Origin of the sequence: Archaeoglobus profundus DSM 5631 (assembly GCF_000025285.1) — an archaeon.
Lineage (GTDB): Archaea > Halobacteriota > Archaeoglobi > Archaeoglobales > Archaeoglobaceae > Archaeoglobus_B > Archaeoglobus_B profundus.
This window is the reverse complement of record NC_013741.1, coordinates 1528340-1548231: the sequence shown is the minus strand read 5'-3', so window position 1 is coordinate 1548231 and position 19892 is coordinate 1528340. Positions and strand designations below refer to the sequence as shown.

Genomic DNA, 19892 nt, shown 5'->3' with positions numbered 1-19892 from the left:
TTGCATGAAATTCAGAATAAAAAGGTTTGATGGAAAGAGATTTTATTGGGACGAGTTCGAGGTTCCAGTGAGGAAAGGTATGACAGTTCTCGAGGCTCTCTACTACATTAAAGAGAATATAGACGGCTCCCTAGCCTTCAGAGCCTCCTGCAGAATGGGGATCTGTGGGAGTTGTGCGATGGTTATAAACGGAAAACCTAGATTGGCTTGCGAAACGCAGGTTTCATCTCTGGGTAAGAGTGTGAAAATTGAGCCTCTGAGAAACTTCAACGTGATAAAGGACTTGGTAACAGACTTTGCAGGATTCTTCAACAGGATTAAAACTGTCAAGCCTTACTTGATAAGAGAATCTGATGGAGAGATAAGGCAAACGCCAGAACAGCTGAAAAAGTACTACATATACACGCTTTGCACTAAGTGCGGTTCATGTATATCTGCATGTCCCGTAGCCAAGAGCACCTTAGGGCCGGCTCCGATTGTCATAGCTTACAGGTTCAATGAGGATAGCAGAGATGAGGGTAAAGAAGAGAGGCTGAAGATTTTGAGCGACTACATCTGGCACTGCCACTTTGTTTCTGAATGCAGTGAAGTCTGTCCCAAGAATCTAAATCCAGCAGAGATCATTCAGAAGTTAAGACTTGAAGTTTTGAAACACTCTATGAGGTGGTAACATGAGTCTGAATACTGTGGCATTTTACCTGCACAGGATAACGGGTGTAATCTTAGCGATTTACCTCTGCATACATCTCGTTTTCATAGGGACAGTAAAGACCGGAGAATATGCAAATCTGATTAAGATTACTCTATCCAAAGAGTTTCTACCGCTTGATTTACTACTGTTCCTAGTCGGAATTTATCACGGAGTGAACGGAATTAGACTAATACTTCATGAGTTTGGACTACTTTACAGGTACAGAAAAGCTCTGCTTTATGCAACACCCATAATAACGCTGATAATCTGGGTATTCGTCTGCTTGGAGGTGATCGGATGAAGGGTTTGAGCTGGTTGCTTCAGCTTCTCACGGGGATAGCACTTGTACTCTTTGTAACATACCACTTCGTCGTAACGCACATAACTGGGAGCTTGGCTTACGAGGAAGTCTTGCAGAGACTAATGAGCTTAAAGGTCTTCTACGTTATCTTCCTGCTAATCGTGGTTTTCCACGCATTCAACGGACTGAAAGTTATATCCGAAGAATACGGATTTAAATGGAGTAGAATATTTTATGTAGTTATGGTTGTTGCAGTTGCTTACGGACTTTACAGCCTATTTTAATATTTTGTATTCGATACCTTCGTCAATAAGCGTTTGTATCAGGTCGTTCAACAGAGACTGTGCACAGACGACAAGAACATCACAGCCGTGATGGACTGCTTCAACGCAGCAACATTTAGCTCCGAAGAATACGGGATTTAAACTTGCCTTTCTACAAGCTACAAGGGCTTCAACGCCCAGAGCAACGACTACTTTATTTTCCGCAAGCTCGGAAATTTTTTGAACGTCCACAGCTTTACTTCCTCCGAGAGTTACATCAGGAACAACGAAAACAGTCACCTTACCTCTTTCGGGCGGCTTAAACGCAATAGGCTTTATCAAGATTTCCTCATTTTCACCATCAGTTAGAGCTACAGCGTTGTAGTCTTCGCTGACTTTGCAGTAGATCAAACCCGTATCGAACCAGTATCTCACCTTATCGCCCTTTCTAACCCTCCCGACTGCTATGGCAACAACCTTTTCCGAATAGAGATTTTTGAGTATGTTTTCGGACCATACATGAATTTCATAGATCCTCTCTATAAGCCATCTCAGGCCCTTCTCAGTTATCTCATAGTTCTTTACGAACCCTTCAGAACTCAGTTCTTTGAAGTACTCTGAAATTGCCTGCGGAGTCAAGCCGAGTCTCCTAGCAATTTCTCTCTGATTCAACCCATTCAAAAGTAAAGATAGTATGAGTAACTTGACTGTATCTTTTCTCTTTGTCAAAGCTTCCATTTAGCAAAATCTAATTGGGAAAATTAATCCCTTTCGACAAAGTAGACTCCAAGTACTATCAGTATTCCACCCAAAGCCGTAAACATTGTGATCTCCTCCTTTAGCAATACGTAGGCAAGCAATGCTGTGAAAAGGGGAATCAAGTACGTAAAGACCGCAACGTTCGTTGCAGGTAAGGCTTTCAAAGCGTAGTACCAAGCCAAATATGCGAATACTGAACATAGTATGGAGAGGTATAAAAGAGAGAGGATTGCACCAAGTGACATCTCAAACGGATTAGCCAAACCTTTGGAGAGTGCGAAGGGGAAGAGCATTGCTGTTCCCAGTGCAAAGGCGTAAGTTGTTAGATGTTCCACCCTATAGCTTTTTAGCATTGCCTTTCCCAAAACTGTGTAGATTGCCCATAGAAGGCCATCAAATATCATTAAGAGATCTCCCAAATTTGGTGTAAAGTTTATCTGTCCATTGGAAACGACGAGGAAGACTCCGAGAAAGGCTATCAATATTCCGAGGATCTTTCTAACGTTCATACCCTCTCTCAGAAAGATATGCGAGAGGATTGCCGTAAATATTACACTTGTGTTTATGAGTATTGAAGCCTTCGTTGCTGTAGTCAACTCCAAAGCTGTGAATTGGACGACGTAGAGGAGAGTAACGCCGGACAATCCAAGTATTATCAAGCTTGGAAGATCTTTTAACCTGATTTTTAGATTCGGTCTGAACAAAATTAACATTATCGGAGTTGCTATGAGGAATCTGTAAAATGCAAGGTTGCAGGGGTCTAAGTAATTCAAAGCTATCTTGATTGCTATAAACGATCCCGCCCAAGTTAGGGATACGAGCAGGAGTAGGGGATACATTTCGAGAGCAGTCAATTTGGGACATTAAATCTTTCTACCTATAACGAGAAAACCGGTATGCCAAACCCTTGTAAGGGGTCTAGTTCCAACCCTCTTGTGCTCGTAATCTATTTTTAGGATTTCAAAGCTCTCAACGTTTCTAAATCCAATTTTTATCATTTTATAATAAACATTTCTTGTATCTTCGATGTAGGGGTTGTAAACGACTAAAAACCCTCCATAGTTTAGAATCTCGTAAGCCTTGGGAATGAACTTTACATCATCCTTCATATCCAAAATTATGAGATCGAACTCCCTCTTAAAGCCTTCAGCTACGAAAAGAACATCACCTACAATTTGGTGGATATTTTTTAATCCTGCAAGCTTGAAGTTTTCCCTTGCCACCTTTGCAAACTCCTTTCGTTTCTCCACCGTAACAACCTCACCGTACTTGTTGAAGTATGCCATATAAGCTGCAATCATTCCAGTTCCAGTTCCCGCATCGAGTATGAGAGAATCTGGACTTAAACCAGTGTACGCTATTATAGCGCCAATATCCTTTGGCATTATAGGTGTCGCTGATCTTTTGAAGTGCTTGAAGAAATCTACAGCTCTGTAGGGAAGAATCTTGTACTTAACACCCAAATGCGTTTCAACCTCATCCCCAAAGTTCTTATCCTTTAGTTCCTCTAAGTTTATTATACCGTCGTGAGTGTGCAGAGTTCCTTCAAGCTTTTCAACAAGGAACGTATGCTTTCCCCTTGCCAAAATAACTGGAGGTTTCATTTCTGCAACTTCATCAAAGCTTCAGCTAAATCGCCGTTTGCCTCTATTAGAGCTTTTCGAGCGGTTTCTTCGTCGACATTCGCCTGTTCCATTATCAGCTTGACATCCTCTTCACTAATCTCCACCTTTTTAACAACTTCGTAGCTACCTATAACTTGAAAAACCTCCATACCTCTCCCAGAAACCTTGGTAACGCTCGGATTCTTGAAAATAAGTTCCTCATTGGGAGTTCTAATGATAACCTCAATGGCGTTGATTTCCTCTATATTTATTCCCATCTGCTTCATCATCTTCTTCATTTGCTGGATGTTCATCGGAAGCATATTTCAGCTTAGCTTTGAGAGTAATAAAGTCTTCGATAGATTTCGTCAACTATCAAAATTGAGATTATTTAATCTTCATCAAAACGTTGAGCTTTTAATTTTAAGTTGACTCTGAAAAATTAATTAATAAAAAAGAGAAAAAATTTAAGTTTACTGTCTTCTTCTCAGCAGGTAGGCAATCGCTAAGAGTCCTGCTATTGCGAACACTGCCTCGAAGCCCGGTGTTGGTGTTGTGGTTGTCGGTGGCGGTGTTGTTGGTGTTGGTGTTGTGGTTGTCGGAGTTGGAGTCGGTGTTGTTGGTGTTGGCGTTGGTGTTGTCGGAGTTGGAGTCGGTGTTGTTGGTGTTGGTGTTACAGTTGTAGTGACAGGTGCAGTTTCAAGTATCTTGACCTCTCCGACCCATAGGACGTCGTCATCTGCATAGTAGTCCTTAGCGTAAGCATCTGTCGGTGATATGTCGTACCAATCTTCTATATCTCTTCCCTTTGGATCGAGTGTATGCATTGCATCTCTCACATAGAGCTTGTAGGTACCTGGGTCAATGCCAGCTGTTGGAATTTCGACTTCTGCCTTACCTTCGTTGTCCAAGGCCACTCTTGAATACTTCATCTTCTTAACACCTAAGTCAAGCACTACGTATATGTAATCGTAGATCTTTGTGCTCTTTCTGTTGGTTTCGATTTTAACCACTATGGGATCGCCCTTGACCACCTCTTCTGGGACATTGACGTTTAGCTCGAGTGGTTCAACTACTACTGGTACTGCAGTTTCTGCCTCACTTATCTCTTCGTTAGTTTCTTTATTGTACATGTGGAGCGTTAACGTGTATACTCCTGGTCTAAGCAGTTCGGTTGGCTTACCTTCATCTACAAGTTTGTCCAGCGTGTCATTGTAGAACGGATACAGTGTAGCATATAGCCATCCAGTGCCGTTGGATTCGTTGTACTTTGTAAATACGAGCTTGTCCTCTTTAACTTTTACACCCTGCCCAGTGAATTCAGCTTTGACGATTACATCGTCTGGGTCTGCATTGACTTGTACGTATACATCAATAGTATCTCCACGTACCATTTTGATCTCTGTTGGAATTGTGAGGAATCCAAATTCTGTGACCGTCAAGCTCAGTTGCACCATAGCATCTTCTGCTGGATTAATCCATGACTCGTTAGCTGGAGCAATCACATATATTGTATATGTACCAGTGTCAGCAGACTCATTTACGGTTAGCTGGACGCTAAACTTTTCATCTGTCACCTTGAGCTTATAGTACTTGTATCTCGGATCCTTTGCCACTTCGTCTGGATTAAATGCCTTGCTGTCAGACCAGAGTTCACCGACATTGTCAAGGACTGGGTAGTCGTCTGTATAGATGAATACATAATCCATCGTAGTAGTACCGCTTATTACAATGTCCGCACCTCTCGGTGCAGAAGTTCTACTAATCTCAGCAACGAGCGGAGCTTTCTCAACACTGATTGTAATTACATCTTCGTAGTCTGTACCTTTGATTCTTGCATGGATCGTGTACGTTGTTTTAGCAGCATCGTATTTTATGTGATACTTGTTGGTCTCCCATTTTCCATCAGAACCAACAGATACTTCGATTTTCTCAGTTAAAGGCTCTCTAAGTAGCTTGTCCCATCCCTGATCGCACCAGAGCTCTATCACGGTTCCCTTCCTTGCAGTTGCAACACCTTTGAACTTAATGTCTTCTCCCCTTGCATATGTCGTCTTGTCCATCTTGAACTCTATTGTAGGTTCTTCTACGCTTATATATATCGTTTCGGAGTCGTTTATTTTATCCGTAACAACTGCGAAGGCCATCACCTTATAACTTCCTGTACCCCACGTTGGGTCGAGATATACCTTGCTGTCGTTCTCCCATGACCCATCTGTATCAACTTTACAGACTCTTGTGTAATTCTTCTCATTAACTTCTTCAACTCCTGACATCAATGATCCATCTGGTCTTACGAAGCTACCGTTTGGTAACCATATTCCTACATAAACCATGTTTGGTGTACCATTATCTTCAGTACTGTTCGTCTCGGCTATGTTTACATAACCCTTAAGCTTTATCTCTGTTCCGAGTGTTGTAGTGGTGGGCATATCGAACGTTATCGTAATACCCCTTATCTCAAAGTCTACAGATTCAGTTTCACCTAACACCTCTACTGTTAGTGTGTATGTTCCTTCCGTACCGTTGTACTTGGTAAACAGAGGCTCAGTAGGTATGACTAAGGTCTCTTCTCTACTGCTGACAAATTTACCTTTGATATTCTCTCTAGATGTGTTAAATCCGCTGCCGTTCCAATATAATACTTCGTAGGATATTGGACCCGATATCTTTACGTATACATCTTCCGGTAAACCTGTGCCATACACCTTTACCTTTGCTACAATGTTATCACCTTTCACTATAGGCACTCTTTCGTTTTCGATTGCAATGTGAATTTCAGGTTTCGCGGTGTACAGTCTTAAATACAATGGAACATTGAATTCTTTCATAGTTGAACTATTACTTGTATTTATCAGTTCATACGTGTACATAACTACTATGTAGAAATCTCCTGGATAAAGTTGACTTGTGTCAATTATCAGCTCTTTACTTGCTGCTTGGAAGCTTGTTATGTATTTGGCATCACCTGTAGCATTGTCTACTATCTTAAATGTTGTTGTATTATCCGCATCGAGGCCCGACAATAGGATCTTTATAGTGTCACCGTAATCATACTGAGCTACATAGTAATTTGTGCAGTTAAACAACTTATCGATATCATAAAGCTTCATTGTCACTGCTGCAGTGACATTACTTGTTATGACCTTGTCTACCGATGTTCCCTCTATAGTACATTGTTGTGCGGACGCTGAAGCTACCACAATCAGTAGTAGTACTGCAGTCACTAAACCGATTTTCAATCCTACCCTACTCATACCTCTCTACCTCCCGAAACCAAAACTTTCTTTCCTCCGTCCATATTTAAACCCTACGGTTTTTGACGGCGGGATATGGTTTAGGCTAAGCCCCGCCGTCACCTTCACTTTATAAAACCCAGACCATATTTAAGCTTTTTGCTATCAATACTTATGAAATCCTTTAATCTTAATCAGTCAATTGACGAAGTTTATTGCTGAATTGCTTTGATACGGCTCAGATATTTGTTCGACAGGGCACTGTTGAATTACTCATTCATTCGAAGGATTTAACGAAAGATTTCCAGTTAAGTACGTTCAAGTCAATTTCATCTTTATGCTTGTGGATTGCACGGTCTTCGGTCAAAAGAATACCGACGTCTTTTGCCTGCGATACTATGATTAGATCTATAATATTTAAATCGTCTATTAAGTTTAGCATGCTGTTCAAAGCTCGATCGTGTCTATCGTTAAACCCGTGTATTCTAACCCTTCTATCCGATCTAAGAATTGAAAGTCCCTTGTTAAACTTCTCCAACACATCTTTGCTCTTAATTTGAAGGGATTTAACCTTAGCCTCGAAGATTGAGATCTCACCGTCTTTGCGGGCTGGAAGCCTCGCCTTTTAAGGCGGGGAGGAAAGCCCGCTTATTAAATTCTTTCATTCCTTTTCTTGCAATATTGGTTGAAGCGTTTAAATCTCTATCGATAATTAAGCCACAGTTGGGACAATGAAACAATCTCTGATTTTTGAAACGCTTATAGACGTAACCACATTCTGAGCAAGTTTTTGACGTATTTCTTGGGGAGACCTCTATTACTGGAACACCTTCGAGCTTAGCCTTATACTTTATCTTCTGGATTAAATCGTGGTAGCTCCATCTGTGAAGCAATTTTCTAACCCATTTAGGCATCTTTGCACTTCTCCTCTTTACTCCTCTAAGCTTTTCTAAAACTATACAAGCTTGATATTCTTTAGCCTTTCTAACGATTTCCTTAGCTATGATATGGTTAATGTATTTGGAGAAATTTCTGTGTTTACTACCCAATCTAAATTTTCTGTTATTCAGATATTTCATCTGTCTTCTCTGCCTTCTCGCTCTTTCCTTCTCTAACAATTCTTTATAGTGGTTAACAGTTTCTCCATCAAACCTTAGAACCTCTCTACCCTTATTATCCGCAACTACTACAAGGTTTTGAACACCCAAATCTACACCAAACCACAATTTCGGTTCGTAGGCAGGTTTGTCTTCTACTTTAACCGTCAAGTAGGCGTAAATTTCTCCGTCTTCTTCCTTGAAGTATAAGCGACCAAATTTTCCATTGACTAACCACTTATAATACTTTTTGGGAACGTAGACTGGAACGTAAACCCTTTTACCGTTTAACGGTATAACGAAACCGTCGTTTTCAAATTTAAAATCAACATTCTTGAACGAAATCATGAACGAATCGAATTTCGGCTTCACGTCTGGATTGACTTTCAGTTCTGTCTTGACAATCTGTATAGCCCAATTCATTGCATCTTGCAATGAATTCGAATACAAATTAGGATACTTTTCTCTTAACTTTTTATAAGCTAAAGAGTGTAATGTTCTGTCCGTAATCTTGTGTTTCCAAGCTACATCTATCCAGTCATTGACTGCTTGCCTAAACGAATCCATTGCATCCCTTAGAGCTTGAATTTTCCACTTCGTCTTTTCTCTAACTTTCATCTTAAGCGTAAGTTCCATATTACGGCTAACTACCAAAAGATTTATAAATCTTGTCGTGCAACTCCCATATAGAGGGTTGCTCTGACCCAACCCGATGACACCAACCAACCCCGTAATGGGGAGTTCCCCTATGGGGAACCCTCGCACTTCAGTGCGGGGAGGAGGTCAGTCAAATGTATTCTATCGAATTTTCGAATCAGTTCAGCGTACTTTTTCCTTGAAAAGCCTTTAACGTCTATGTCCATATAGAAGAAAGGCATTACGTACGTGGTATCGAGAAAAATCTCCTTCATATTTCCAGCAATTTGCGGACTTTCTCTCTTATAGACCGCATCTCATCGAGTGAGACTTTTGCAACTGCTTCGTCCATTAGCACGTCCACAATGCTTTCTTTCTTCTTGATTATTAGTTCCTTACCTTTAACTTCTACCAGCACTTCGTCTCCAGGATTCAGATTGGCTTCTTTTCTGACTTTTTTCGGCACATATATCTCGCCTTTCTTTCCGACTTTACCAATCATCAGAATTACTTAATTCTTCGGATATATGTATATTTCAGATAAATCTCCAGTACATTTTTGAAATGTGCCTTGCTGAATTAGTCATCTAAACTACTAAGGAATATTCTAAGGACTTAAAAAGAACTCCTAAAAGCTTATAGCGTCGTAAATGCTCATGTAGTGTACGATGATAGGGAGAAAAACAGTTTACGAGAAGTTTTGCAAGATATTGCTTACCCTTTCACATAATCTCGTTCATGATGTTTATGGGATGCATCTGCGGAAGAGGAATGAATGATAAATCAATTCAGTTAAGCCTTCATCCTTTCTATATCCTCAATAATCCTTCTAGCTTCTTCCTCCTCTGTAACTCTTCCCTTCTCCTCAACGACCTTCAAAAGCTCTTCCTCCAAGTTCTCCATGCTAACCTTAACCCTCTCTATAATAACTGGATTCGGCCTTAACAAAGCACCTCTAACTATACCTTCCCCATTTAATGGAGTTAGAACCAAAGCTCCTACCTTCTCATCCCCAACCCTTACCTCATAAACAACATCGCCCAAATCGGTCTTACCTACTCTTTCAATTCTCATTCTAACCTCTTCAACCTCCTCAAGCTCCTCAATTCTCTTAACGCTCTCCCTAACGATTTCGGCATACTCTTCTTCTGGTATTCTCTTGAAAACTTCTATCTTTAGAGAGTCTAGATCCCAAACGACCTCACCATCTCTAACGTCATAATCCACAACTATCCTTACTACATCGCCCTTATCCAGCTTAAGCCTGTTCACAAATATCTCGTAGAGTAGCTTGTTCAAATCTCCTGCAGCCTTTGCAACCATCTTGGAATCTATCTCCTTAGCCTTAATCTTGTCCTTCAATTGGGCAAAGAGTGTTCTTCTGACCTTATCTGCATAAGCACCGACTATGACCAATCCAGTATTCAATCTCATCTCGGCCATGTTAAAATATATGATTCGGAAATATATCAATCTGTCGACTCCTCCACTTCCTCGTAAACGCTTATCAGAGCTATTATACTTGCTGGAATCGCATGTTCGGTTGCAAAGGTTATGTAAGGTGCCAAATCTATGACGTAATCTGCCAACCTAAAGATACCTTTCGGAATCCCCTGCCTGCTCCCCATGAAAACCACGACCTCATCCGCATACTTCAAATCTCTTTTCAAATCATCCTTGACATCCTTAATCTGCTTTCCAACGGGATCTGTCACTATTAAGATGTTATTCTTCCTCCTCTTGTCCCTTGCAGTCTGATAGAGATCCTGCACATAAACTGGCACTTCCCTGACCTCTCTTGCGTAAGCCTTTTTCTGAATTTCCAGTCTGGAGAACTGCCCCCTTCTAACACCCCTTATGAAAGCTTCGAGCTCGTAAGCATTCACATAGCCGAAGGGAGCTATTACCAACTCTTTAACTTCAAAAGCCTGTGCAGACCTTCCTATCTTCTCACCCATCTCCTTCGCGGCAGATATGTCTTCCAAGTAGGGCATCTGAACGAGAGATATCTTGCTGAGTAGTTTTCTCGAATCTACCTTCTCTGGCGTGTACTTCCTCCTTTCTTCCTTACCCTCAATAACACCTATGTATGCGTTGTCGCCAATTATTTCAACGTAGATAGCTTTCTCTGGAAACTCCAAATCGACTTCCGCATTCGTAAGCTCCTTAATTTTGGCTCCGAGCCTTATGTTTATATCTGCACTTGTAAAGCTGTGTTTCTTACCCCTCTTCTTAGTTCTTATTGCAAAACTCTTGAATTCTCCAGCAACCTTAACTATTTCCTCCGCCTTGGAAACTATATCATCCACATCAGCCTTGCAGACTATCTTAATCGGAATTATCGTCTCTATCTCTGGAATGTCTTTGATCTTCTCGATTTCGTCGGAGTGAACTATGATCAATCCCAAGAAACCTGAAGGTCTTATCTCCAGCTTAACATCTCCCAATTTTTCCCTTATATGATCAGCTGCAATGTACTCCATTCCCCTTAAGGTTTTAACGAGCAACATGAAAAGTATTTTAGCGGTGTGCTAAATTCAGTTTCGATGATGAAGCTTACGGGGATTGAGCCGTGATGATGAACGTGCCCTTTACAGAATTGTGAAGAAACACTCCCCTCCTGAGCGGTGATGATGAGAGGCAGGGCTTCTGATTTGCAACAATACAATAATAATGGAGGAGGACTCCTAGGGAATATAGGTGCAAATCGTAGAGTCTATTTGTTGAACGAGAAAAAAGCTACAAGCCTCTGCCCGAGATGTGGTGGCACGCTGCTCAGAGTGAAGGCCTCTTAATGAATCTTAATGGCAAAGAAGAACTTTTCAGGGTGGTTGAATTATATTCTATTCCATAAACCACCTTAAGGAGAGAACGGGAGTGTTTCTTCACCATTCAGTAAAGGGGGTTCAGCCTACATAGGCATTAGTAAGCCTATGTAGGCTTTGAGACACATCACCCTTGAAGGATGAAACCTTCAAGGGCTCGTCCCCCTTCGGGGTAACCCCGGAGCCCCACATCCGAAGGTTGAGGCAAGCGATAACGTCTCTATCAAGGACGAGTCCACACTTACATTTCATCAACCTGCCCCGATAGGCAGATAATCTGCCTGAACAGACGGGACAGGTTTTAGATGAATTTGAAGGGTTGACGTATTTGACAGGCAAGCCGAACCATTTTAACTTGTATTCGAGCATGAACTGGAAAGTTCTACAATTCCACTTAGAGAGCTTACGGTTTAAGTCTTTGCTACCATTAAGGATTCTCTCCTTGATGTTTCTAAGATCTTCTAAGATTGCACCATGCTTTATCGATGCGAGTTCTCTTGCAACTGTAGTTGTTATTTTGTGCATCAAATCTCTCGAACGATTTCTTTCTCTTTTAGAATACTTCTGCACAAGCTTTTTAGCAGTTTTTGGTTTTGTTTTGCTTAGTTTTTGAATTCTTCTTCTCTTTTCCTCGTAAACTCTGTGGATGTGGTAAAGCTCCTTCAAATCGAATCTGACAATTCTCCCTTTGATTAATCCCGTGATATTCGTTAAGTTAACGTCAAAAGATGCATAATCCCTTGGCTTTATCGGCTCAACTTTCTTCTTGTGTAATAATTAATCTATTCTCCTGTAGTATTAATCCACCGATTGAATCGTAATCCTTCGGCAAGTAATTGAATTTAGTTAGATCTACTTCGAGATATCTCTTTCTGGGCTCTATCGTAATCCTAATTTTGCCATTCTTAACTGAGAACAGTGTGGTTTTAACGTAGACTGACTTTTTGGTTATTTCAGGTTTAGATTTTGCTTTACCTCTATTATACAACTGAATCCATCCCTTCACCAATCCCACAACAGAATTAATCGCTGAATCTACGTAGTGCTTGGCAAATCTCCAGTTCCTTAGCAGTTTATCTCTCAATGCTTTTCTCTTGCCTTTATCAAACTTTAAGTGTGCTTTTCCAGCCTTAGAATACATAACGTGCTTGAATATTTCTTCTAATGCAACTTTTCTCAGCTTGAAGTATCCCTCCACCAAATCTTTCGGTGCAGTCATTGGAACACTGTAACTTTTTATCACTTCCACAATAGCAGTTGGATGTAAAAGCTTATAAACTTTATCGTGCAGTAGTGTTTATGAGTGAGATGAGATTCAATGTCACCGTAAGAGAGGAAATCGGTAAACTCTTCAGAATGAAAGTTGTGGAGGTTAAGGGTAATAAAAAAGGTGCATTAAGCGAAGCAGTCGAGGAAGCTATGATCTTATGGTTGGAAAAGCATGGCACCAAAATTCACTAACTATCAATCCCTACGAAAATTGTTACCGCTTCGCAGGGCTTCTGATTCACAACTGTAATATTCACAAAGTCATTACTTACAGTGATATGATCCCGAAGAAGTTGCTAAAAGATTTGAAGGGATACGCGATAGTTGGAAGGCATTCCGCAGTAAAGCCATGCTTCTGGCTCAAGAAGTCGTTAAAAGATGAGGGTGTTTGCTACAAGCAGAAGTTTTACGGTATTCAATCTCATCGCTGTCTTCAGATGACTCCAGCCTTAATCTGCAATCAGCACTGTGTTCACTGCTGGAGACCCCTCGAATTACTCAGAGATGTGGAAGGTTGGGATTCACCAGAGTTCATTGCTGAAGAGAGTATAAAAGCCCACAGGAAACAGCTTAGCGGTTTCTGGGGAAATCCAGATGTAAATAGAAGAAAGCTTGAAGAGGCTCAAAATCCCAATCAGTTTGCCGTAAGTCTTATAGGAGAACCTACCCTGTATCCATACTTACCAGAACTCGTAGACATTTACAAGAAGTGGGGTAGCGTATTTGTAGTTTCGAACGGAACAAATCCGGAAATGATTGAAAAAATTGAACCCACCCAGCTCTACGTAAGCTTAACAGCTTGGGACTCCGAGAGTCACATAAAGCTAAACAGACCTATCAAAAACTTCTGGGAGAACATTTTGAAATCCTTAAAGATTTTAGCGAATAAGGATTGCAGAACGGTTTTAAGAATTACCGTGATAAAGGGATACAACGACTTCCCCGAAAAGTTCGCTCCTCTTGTTAACTTGGCTCAGCCCGACTTTATAGAGGTCAAAGCTTACATGTATCTGGGCTATTCGAGGTTGAGACTACCCAGAGAGGCTATGCCAGAACACAGTGATGTGAAGACGTTTGCTGAAGAAATTTCGAAGCTTACCGGCTATCAAATTAAGAATGAATCTGTTGTTAGCAGAGTTGTTCTACTTGAAAGGTAGGTTTAAATACTTGTTTTACCAAGAATTGTAGGCTCTCCAGAAGAGGGCGATAGTAAGGAAAAGAATAAAAGGGAGGACGGTGGTAAAATGAAGGCGCCGAGCGATACGACGAAGTATCTTATACATGCAGAGATCGTTGCGGATGGTGTTGTTGAAAAGCCAGATGTAGTCGGAGCAATATTCGGTCAGACGGAAGGGTTGTTGGGTGACGATCTCGATTTGAGAGAACTTCAAAAGACAGGAAGGATAGGAAGGATAGAGGTAAAGATAGAGAGCAGAGGAGGAAAGAGCTACGGTGAAATAAAGGTTCCTTCAAGCTTGGACAAAATAGAAACGGCAATATTAGCTGCAGCGCTCGAAACGATTGAAAGAGTTGGTCCTTGCTCGGCAAGGATAAAGGTCACAAAGATAGAGGATGTTAGAGCAAGCAAGAGAAAAAAGATAGTTGAGAGGGCTAAGGAGATACTGAGAGAGCTATTCGAAGAACCAGAGATCGAATCGGAAAAGATTGTAGAATTGGTAAGGCAGGCTGTCAGAACTGAGGAGATAATAGAGTACGGACCCGAAAAGTTACCTGCAGGACCAGCGATTGATGAGAGCGATGCCATAATAGTTGTCGAGGGTAGAGCTGACGTCTTAAATCTTTTAAGACACGGGATCAAGAACGTTATCGCTGTAGAGGGAACGAACATACCGAAAACTATAGTCGAGCTCTCGAAAAAGAAGACTGTAACAGCTTTTCTGGATGGAGATAGGGGTGGAGATTTGATACTCAAAGAGCTATTGCAGGTCGCAGACATAGACTATGTTGCAAGGGCACCAGAAGGAAAGGAGGTTGAAAATCTAACCCTTAAAGAGATAATTAAAGCTTTGAGGAATAAGGTTCCAGTTGAACAGCTACACTCACTCAAGAACAGGGAGAGAGAAGAAAGAAGAGAAGAGGAAAAGCAGGAGAAAGTTGATCTAATCACGGCTATAAAGAGGCATGTTAGGGAGATAGAGGGGAAGCTTATCGCAAGAATACTCGATAAAAACAGTGAAGTTGTGAAGGAGATTCCGGTAAGAGACTTGGTAAAGACGTTAAAAAACGGAAATTTGAAGGCTGAAGCGATAGTTTTCGATGGGGTCATAACGCAGAGACTGATAGACATAGCTTCGAAGAAGGAGATTCCCTGCTTGGTCGGTGTAAGATTGGGAAACGTTGTCAAACTGCCTACAAACGTTAGAGTCATCACGTTTGATCAGCTTTAATTTTTAATTTTTTTATGCCAAGGTTCGTCATTCAAGAACATTTTGCTGAAAGGGCTGGACATCACTACGACTTCCGATTGGAGCTTGATGGGGTAGCTAAGAGTTGGGTTCTTAAGAAAGGAATACCCGAGAGAGGTGAAAGAAGGCTGGCGATACAGACGTTCGATCACACCGTAGATTACATGGATTTTGAAGGTGAGATACCATTCGGCTACGGGAAAGGAATAGTCAGAATATACGATAAGGGTGAGTACGAGCTTCTCGAAAGGAGTGAAGACAAGATAAAATTCAGACTTAATGGGAAGAAGGTTAAGGGAACATTCGTCCTTATAAGGTTCCCGAAAGTCAAGAACGGTTGGCTGATGATAAGAATAGATTAATCGACAGAGATTTAAAATGCATTTAACTCCCATGATGATATGAATTTCGAAATCGTTGCCAAGGATGTAATGGGTAGAATTGGAAAGTTCAAAACACCTCACGGAACTGTTGAAACCCCAACTATACTTCCAGTAGTTAACCCGAATATAGAGTTAATTCCTCCTAAAGATTTGAAGAAGTTCGGCGCTCAGATGGTTATAACGAATGCATACATTCTTTACAGAACAAGAAGAGAGGAAGCAATTGGAAAAGGTGTTCACAAGCTGTTGGGTGTTGATTTACCGGTGATGACGGACAGCGGTAGCTATCAGCTTATGATGTACGGGGATGTTGAGGTTAGCAACGGGGAGATACTCAAGTTTCAATCCGAAATAGGCTCAGATGTAATAGTCCCGCTGGACATTCCGACTCCACCCGATGCCGATTATAACACCGCTTTGAACGATTTGACCGTGACGTTGGAGAGGGAGAGGGAAGCTGTCAAGTATAAGGGAGAGTCTCTTCTAGCTTTACCAATCCAAGGATCGACACACATGGACTTGAGGAGGAAATCAGCCGAAGAAGCTCTAAAAATTGGTGGAGATGTTTACGCAATAGGAGGAATAGTTCCGTTAATGGATACATACAGGTTTCAGGATGTTGTTAGGATAATCTTGGAAGTCAAATCTGTCCTGCCTTCAAATGCTGTTGTTCATCTCTTCGGCGCTGGACACCCGATGATGTTCTCTTTAGCAGTTGCTTTGGGATGTGATTTGTTCGATTCGGCAGCCTACGCCTTGTACGCTAAAGACGATCGTTACCTAACACCTTACGGAACCAAGAAGTTGGAAGAGCTACATTATTTCCCTTGCAGTTGCCCTGTTTGCATAAAATATACACCAGATGAACTTAGAGAGATGGAAAAGGAGAAGAGAGAAAGACTTTTAGCTGAACACAATCTTTACGTTAGCTTTGAGGAGATTAGAAGAATTAAGCAGGCTATAAGAGAGAATACGCTGTTTGAGCTCGTTGAGAGCAGAATAAGGGTTCATCCCAACTTACTGAAAGCTTGGAGAATAGTTAAAGAATACGAAGATCTCTTGGAATCTTACGATCCCTTCATAAAGCACTCGTTTTTCTATACGGGGATAGAGAGTTGCTACAGACCCGCTGTTAGAAGACATCAGAATAGGGTTCTCAATGTAGAGATAGAGAATGATGACATAGTGATCTCGAGCGATGAAGGAGATTTGGCGGATTTCTACCTTAAAGCGCCTTTCGGAGTAGTCCCGGCTGAGATGATGGAATCCTATCCTGCAGGACATTCGGAAGTACCTCCTCCAGAATTGATGGAAGAAGAGGCTTTGAGAACTGCCGTCGAAGGACTTTTGAAGTTTTTGAGTGCTCATCCCAGCAAGACCTTCAGGTTAAGAGTAGGCTCGATATGGCTGAAGTATCTTAAAGATTTGCCGAAGAACGTGGTGATCGAATGTTTAGACAGGAAAGAAGATTAGGATTTGCAAGGATAGGATGTATAGAGCTTGAAGGCAAGTATAGAACGCCCCTACTTATAGACTACCTTGAGAAGCCGAAGATTCTAGAATACATAAACTTTGGAAAATCCCCTACGGTTCTTGAAGAGATAGATAAGAAAAGATTTGAGGTTTTAAAGAGTAGAGATGAGAATTTCATAGTGGCAACGGGTTTATCTACCCTCAATCCGAGAAAGCTCGTAGAATACATTTACAGGCTCAGAACTTCAACATATAAACCTCTATACACCGTAGCTCTTGCAACACCGTCAAACATTCCTCTGCTGTATTACATGGGTGTCGACATTTTCGACAACATACTTGCGATAGTTAAGGGCTATCAGGGAGTGTACATGACAGAGTTTGAAGAGATTGATGCTGAAAAGGTTAAAGAACCAATGTGCTGCTGTCCTTCATGTACAAACAGCGACTTCAGCGAAGAAGGTTTGGCCAAACACAACACATTCGTAATGAAAAAAGTCTTGAACATGGCTGTTAGAGAGGATTTAAGAAATTTTGTAGAGGCATGGGTCAAATTTGATCCAAATTTGACAGCTATGCTCAGATTCTTCGATAAGTTAAATCAAGAATGCTATCCGAGGTTTTCAAGATCAAAAGTTGTAATGACAACAGAGCATTCCTTTACGAGGCCTGAAGTCAAGTACTTCCTTTCGAGAGCTGTGGATTGCTACGAACCGATGGGAAAAGCCCTTTTAATCCTTCCATGCTCAGCCAAAAAACCCTACTCAAAGTCCAAGAGTCATACAGCTATAAGGAGAGTTATAGGAGAGGTTTGGAAGAAGGGTGTAGAGGAGATAATTGTTTCATCACCTCTCGTAGTTCCGAGAGTTTACGAATTAACGTATCCTGCAGTAAACTACGACGTTGCTGTTAGCGGTGATTGGAGTAGAGATGAGGTCGAGTTTGTCTCTGAATGGCTATCGAGGTTCATCGAAAAGGGAAATTTCGAGGTTGTGATAGGACATGTAGTGGGAGGTTACAAAGAAGTTGTAGAGAGAACTGCTGAGAGGCTTGGAATTGATGTCATCTGGACTGCTGAGAAAGACGTAACGGATCCCGGCTCTCTGAGGAAGTTGAGAGAAGTTATTAAAAGTTACGAATTTGATGGCTACGATCTGTACAAATCGATGTTTGATCACATGATAAGGTACCAGTTCGGTTTGAATTTTGAGATAGAAAAGGTTAGAGGGAAGTATCCCAATCTGGAGTTTTACGTGGGCAGGGAAAGGTTTGCAAGGGTAGATTTGAATTACGGTTGCCTAGACATAGATCTACCCCTTGCAAAGCATCTCATAAAGAAAGCGTACTACGTCGAGATAGACAATTTCAAGCCCAAAGGAACAATCTTCGCAGTGGGAGTAAAAGATGCCGATGATAGGATAAGACCGAACGACATCGTAGCATTCTACAACGATCAATATTTGGGTGTTGGAAGGGCTTTGATGTGCGGGAAAGAGATGATGGAAAATGAGGGAAAGGCTGTCGAAGTCAAGAAAGTTGGACTTAGAGACTTACAGGATAATTAGAAGGAATCTGAGTAGTCCGAAAGACTTTGAAAAGTTTCCCCTTCCGAACTACGTTCTATCCTCTATACTCAACCAGAAGATTGTTGAAAGCGTTATCAGAAAGTTTAGGAGGTACGATCCCGAGACTGTTGCAAGAATTTGGAGAGAAAAGGGGAAGTTGAATGTTAGACTACCTCCAGTTTTAAGATTGAAGGTTCTCATGAGAGGATTGGGCTTTAGCAAAGGTGAGATTTCAAATCTTCTAAAGCATCCGAAGGAAGCGGGAGATTTGGAAGATCTAGTCTGGGATGCAGTTACGAGGGACTTCATATACTCACCTCTTGCAGTAAGATTCCAGCATCTGAAGGGGAGACTGGGTGAAAAGATTATAGAGGACTATCTGATGGGATTGGATGTGGATTTCAAAACTGAAAAAGAGCTAAAAACTCGAAAAACTCCCGACTTTTTACTTAAAGACTGCATCGAGTTCATAGGATTCAAAGTTAGATGGATCGAAAGTAAGTTCATGTTCGGTGACTTCAGAACACATTCCTTCTACTGGAGAAGGCAGTATTACCATTACTTTAAAGATTTTGGTAAAGGTGTGGTAGTTTACTGGCCTTGGCATTTGGATACACCTTTCTCTCTGAGCGGTGACTTGGATATGAAAGTTCACTTCAAATTTGGAAGGTTGAAGAGGGAGAAGTTTTTGAAGGTTGTTGACGATGTAATCGACAGATTTGCAAAGGGTGAAAAGATAGAAGTTAAAGGCAATAGAAGGCTTTTAACCTTTCTTAAAGGATTGGGATTCGATATCGTTCTTAATTAAAGCTCGGCAAGCAATTCATCAATTTTCTTGATTTCTTCTTTTATCTTTTCAATTGCATTCGTAACGTCCAGGTATTCTAGTGTTCCTCCACACCTCGGGCATGTGAAGTTTAGCTCCATAGCCTCCTCATACCTAACCTTGACACAGCCGTTTTCGCACATGTAGTGGATATTCTCGCTCTCGTACTTAACCTTCTCCTCAAGCTTTCTCTTAACCTTCTCAAGCTCCCTCCTTAGAACTTCTCTCTGCTTATCGTACCTTATCTTCCAGTAATACTCTATCCAGCCTGTATCCTCATCCCTCTTCCTTCTGTACTCAGCCAATCCCAGTTCATAAAGTGCAAAAAGTGCCCTTCTAACTTCGTTAATCTCTATACCCAGAATTATGGACATCTCTTCATCCGTGAGCTCTTCTTTGGGTCTCATATCCCATATGATTAGCCCGACTCCTCCAGCAACTCTGTCAATAAGTTCTCTAATAAGCTCCTCAACTTTCTCGTTGTTCTTGTTCATTATTTTTGTTATCTAAGATCAGATAAAGATAAACGTTTCGTTTT

The 19892-nt window shown here is 41.3% G+C and carries 23 protein-coding genes; 10 read left to right on the top strand and 13 right to left on the bottom strand.

The window, feature by feature from the left end; all coding sequences use genetic code 11:
* The first annotated feature begins 4 nt into the window (after positions 1-4).
* The 3 genes from ARCPR_RS09185 to ARCPR_RS09175 are packed head-to-tail and all read left to right on the top strand — an operon-like array spanning position 5 to position 1276.
* Positions 5-670 (top strand): succinate dehydrogenase iron-sulfur subunit, encoded by a 666-nt coding sequence (locus ARCPR_RS09185; protein WP_012941220.1) that lies wholly within the window; start codon positions 5-7, stop codon positions 668-670.
* A gap of 1 nt (position 671) precedes the next feature.
* Positions 672-992, top strand: coding sequence for a hypothetical protein (locus ARCPR_RS09180; protein WP_012941219.1), 321 nt, complete (start codon positions 672-674; stop codon positions 990-992).
* Entirely contained in the window at positions 989-1276 is a 288-nt protein-coding gene (locus ARCPR_RS09175; protein WP_012941218.1) for a hypothetical protein, read from the top strand. Before ARCPR_RS09180 ends, ARCPR_RS09175 begins: the two co-directional genes overlap by 4 nt.
* On the opposite strand, the gene ARCPR_RS09170 is transcribed toward ARCPR_RS09175, so the two are convergent.
* The 12 genes from ARCPR_RS09170 to ARCPR_RS09935 all read right to left on the bottom strand — a co-directional run bounded on the left by ARCPR_RS09170 (position 1268) and on the right by ARCPR_RS09935 (position 12661).
* Positions 1268-1993 (bottom strand): DUF7839 domain-containing protein, encoded by a 726-nt coding sequence (locus tag ARCPR_RS09170; RefSeq protein ID WP_012941217.1) that lies wholly within the window; start codon positions 1991-1993, stop codon positions 1268-1270. The two genes, ARCPR_RS09175 and ARCPR_RS09170, sit on opposite strands and share 9 nt — an antisense overlap.
* Positions 1994-2016: 23 nt before the next feature.
* A complete protein-coding gene (locus ARCPR_RS09165; RefSeq protein ID WP_012941216.1) occupies positions 2017-2853 on the bottom strand; it encodes a DMT family transporter in 837 nt (278 codons plus the stop codon).
* Between the two features lie 24 nt (positions 2854-2877).
* Complete coding sequence (locus ARCPR_RS09160; RefSeq protein WP_012941215.1) at positions 2878-3618, bottom strand: tRNA (adenine-N1)-methyltransferase; 741 nt, start codon at positions 3616-3618, stop codon at positions 2878-2880.
* Entirely contained in the window at positions 3615-3941 is a 327-nt protein-coding gene (locus ARCPR_RS09155) for a nascent polypeptide-associated complex protein (RefSeq protein WP_012941214.1), read from the bottom strand. Before ARCPR_RS09155 ends, ARCPR_RS09160 begins: the two co-directional genes overlap by 4 nt.
* A gap of 150 nt (positions 3942-4091) precedes the next feature.
* Complete coding sequence (locus ARCPR_RS09875; RefSeq protein ID WP_012941213.1) at positions 4092-6875, bottom strand: PGF-CTERM sorting domain-containing protein; 2784 nt, start codon at positions 6873-6875, stop codon at positions 4092-4094.
* 256 nt (positions 6876-7131) lie between these two features.
* Positions 7132-7395, bottom strand: a complete 264-nt coding sequence (locus ARCPR_RS09145; protein ID WP_012941212.1) for a hypothetical protein — start codon at positions 7393-7395, stop codon at positions 7132-7134.
* A gap of 52 nt (positions 7396-7447) precedes the next feature.
* On the bottom strand, positions 7448-8587 hold the full coding sequence (locus tag ARCPR_RS09140) for an RNA-guided endonuclease InsQ/TnpB family protein (protein ID WP_012941211.1): 1140 nt from the start codon (positions 8585-8587) through the stop codon (positions 7448-7450).
* Between the two features lie 271 nt (positions 8588-8858).
* Positions 8859-9089, bottom strand: a complete 231-nt coding sequence (locus ARCPR_RS09135; RefSeq protein WP_012941209.1) for an AbrB/MazE/SpoVT family DNA-binding domain-containing protein — start codon at positions 9087-9089, stop codon at positions 8859-8861.
* A 290-nt stretch (positions 9090-9379) separates the two neighbouring features.
* Positions 9380-10030, bottom strand: a complete 651-nt coding sequence (locus ARCPR_RS09130) for a DUF2258 domain-containing protein (RefSeq protein ID WP_012941208.1) — start codon at positions 10028-10030, stop codon at positions 9380-9382.
* A 26-nt stretch (positions 10031-10056) separates the two neighbouring features.
* Positions 10057-11097 (bottom strand): SPOUT family RNA methylase, encoded by a 1041-nt coding sequence (locus ARCPR_RS09125; protein WP_012941207.1) that lies wholly within the window; start codon positions 11095-11097, stop codon positions 10057-10059.
* A gap of 396 nt (positions 11098-11493) precedes the next feature.
* Complete coding sequence (locus ARCPR_RS09940; protein WP_245526162.1) at positions 11494-12093, bottom strand: RNA-guided endonuclease InsQ/TnpB family protein; 600 nt, start codon at positions 12091-12093, stop codon at positions 11494-11496.
* Positions 12094-12166: 73 nt separating this feature from the next.
* Complete coding sequence (locus ARCPR_RS09935) at positions 12167-12661, bottom strand: hypothetical protein (protein WP_222829539.1); 495 nt, start codon at positions 12659-12661, stop codon at positions 12167-12169.
* A gap of 50 nt (positions 12662-12711) precedes the next feature.
* Between ARCPR_RS09935 and ARCPR_RS09870 the strand changes: the two genes are divergently transcribed.
* From ARCPR_RS09870 to ARCPR_RS09090, 7 genes are all read left to right on the top strand, one after another.
* Entirely contained in the window at positions 12712-12873 is a 162-nt protein-coding gene (locus ARCPR_RS09870; protein WP_012941206.1) for a hypothetical protein, read from the top strand.
* Between the two features lie 86 nt (positions 12874-12959).
* Entirely contained in the window at positions 12960-13838 is an 879-nt protein-coding gene (gene twy1, locus ARCPR_RS09115; RefSeq protein ID WP_012941205.1) for a 4-demethylwyosine synthase TYW1, read from the top strand.
* Positions 13839-13925: 87 nt separating this feature from the next.
* Positions 13926-15089: a DNA primase DnaG gene (gene dnaG, locus ARCPR_RS09110; protein ID WP_012941204.1), complete on the top strand. Its 1164-nt coding sequence runs from the start codon at positions 13926-13928 to the stop codon at positions 15087-15089.
* A gap of 14 nt (positions 15090-15103) precedes the next feature.
* Positions 15104-15469: a DNA polymerase ligase N-terminal domain-containing protein gene (locus tag ARCPR_RS09105; protein WP_012941203.1), complete on the top strand. Its 366-nt coding sequence runs from the start codon at positions 15104-15106 to the stop codon at positions 15467-15469.
* A gap of 39 nt (positions 15470-15508) precedes the next feature.
* Positions 15509-16963, top strand: coding sequence for a tRNA guanosine(15) transglycosylase TgtA (gene tgtA / locus ARCPR_RS09100; protein WP_012941202.1), 1455 nt, complete (start codon positions 15509-15511; stop codon positions 16961-16963).
* A complete protein-coding gene (arcS, locus tag ARCPR_RS09095) occupies positions 16939-18528 on the top strand; it encodes an archaeosine synthase subunit alpha (RefSeq protein WP_012941201.1) in 1590 nt (529 codons plus the stop codon). Before tgtA ends, arcS begins: the two co-directional genes overlap by 25 nt.
* The gene (locus ARCPR_RS09090; protein ID WP_048084655.1) at positions 18470-19336 is read left to right on the top strand and encodes a TPD domain-containing protein; all 867 of its coding nucleotides are present in this window, start codon (positions 18470-18472) and stop codon (positions 19334-19336) included. The genes arcS and ARCPR_RS09090 overlap by 59 nt, the downstream gene beginning before the upstream one ends.
* On the opposite strand, the gene tfe is transcribed toward ARCPR_RS09090, so the two are convergent.
* Positions 19333-19848 (bottom strand): transcription factor E, encoded by a 516-nt coding sequence (tfe, locus tag ARCPR_RS09085; protein ID WP_012941199.1) that lies wholly within the window; start codon positions 19846-19848, stop codon positions 19333-19335. The genes ARCPR_RS09090 and tfe overlap by 4 nt on opposite strands.
* Positions 19849-19892 lie beyond the last annotated feature (44 nt).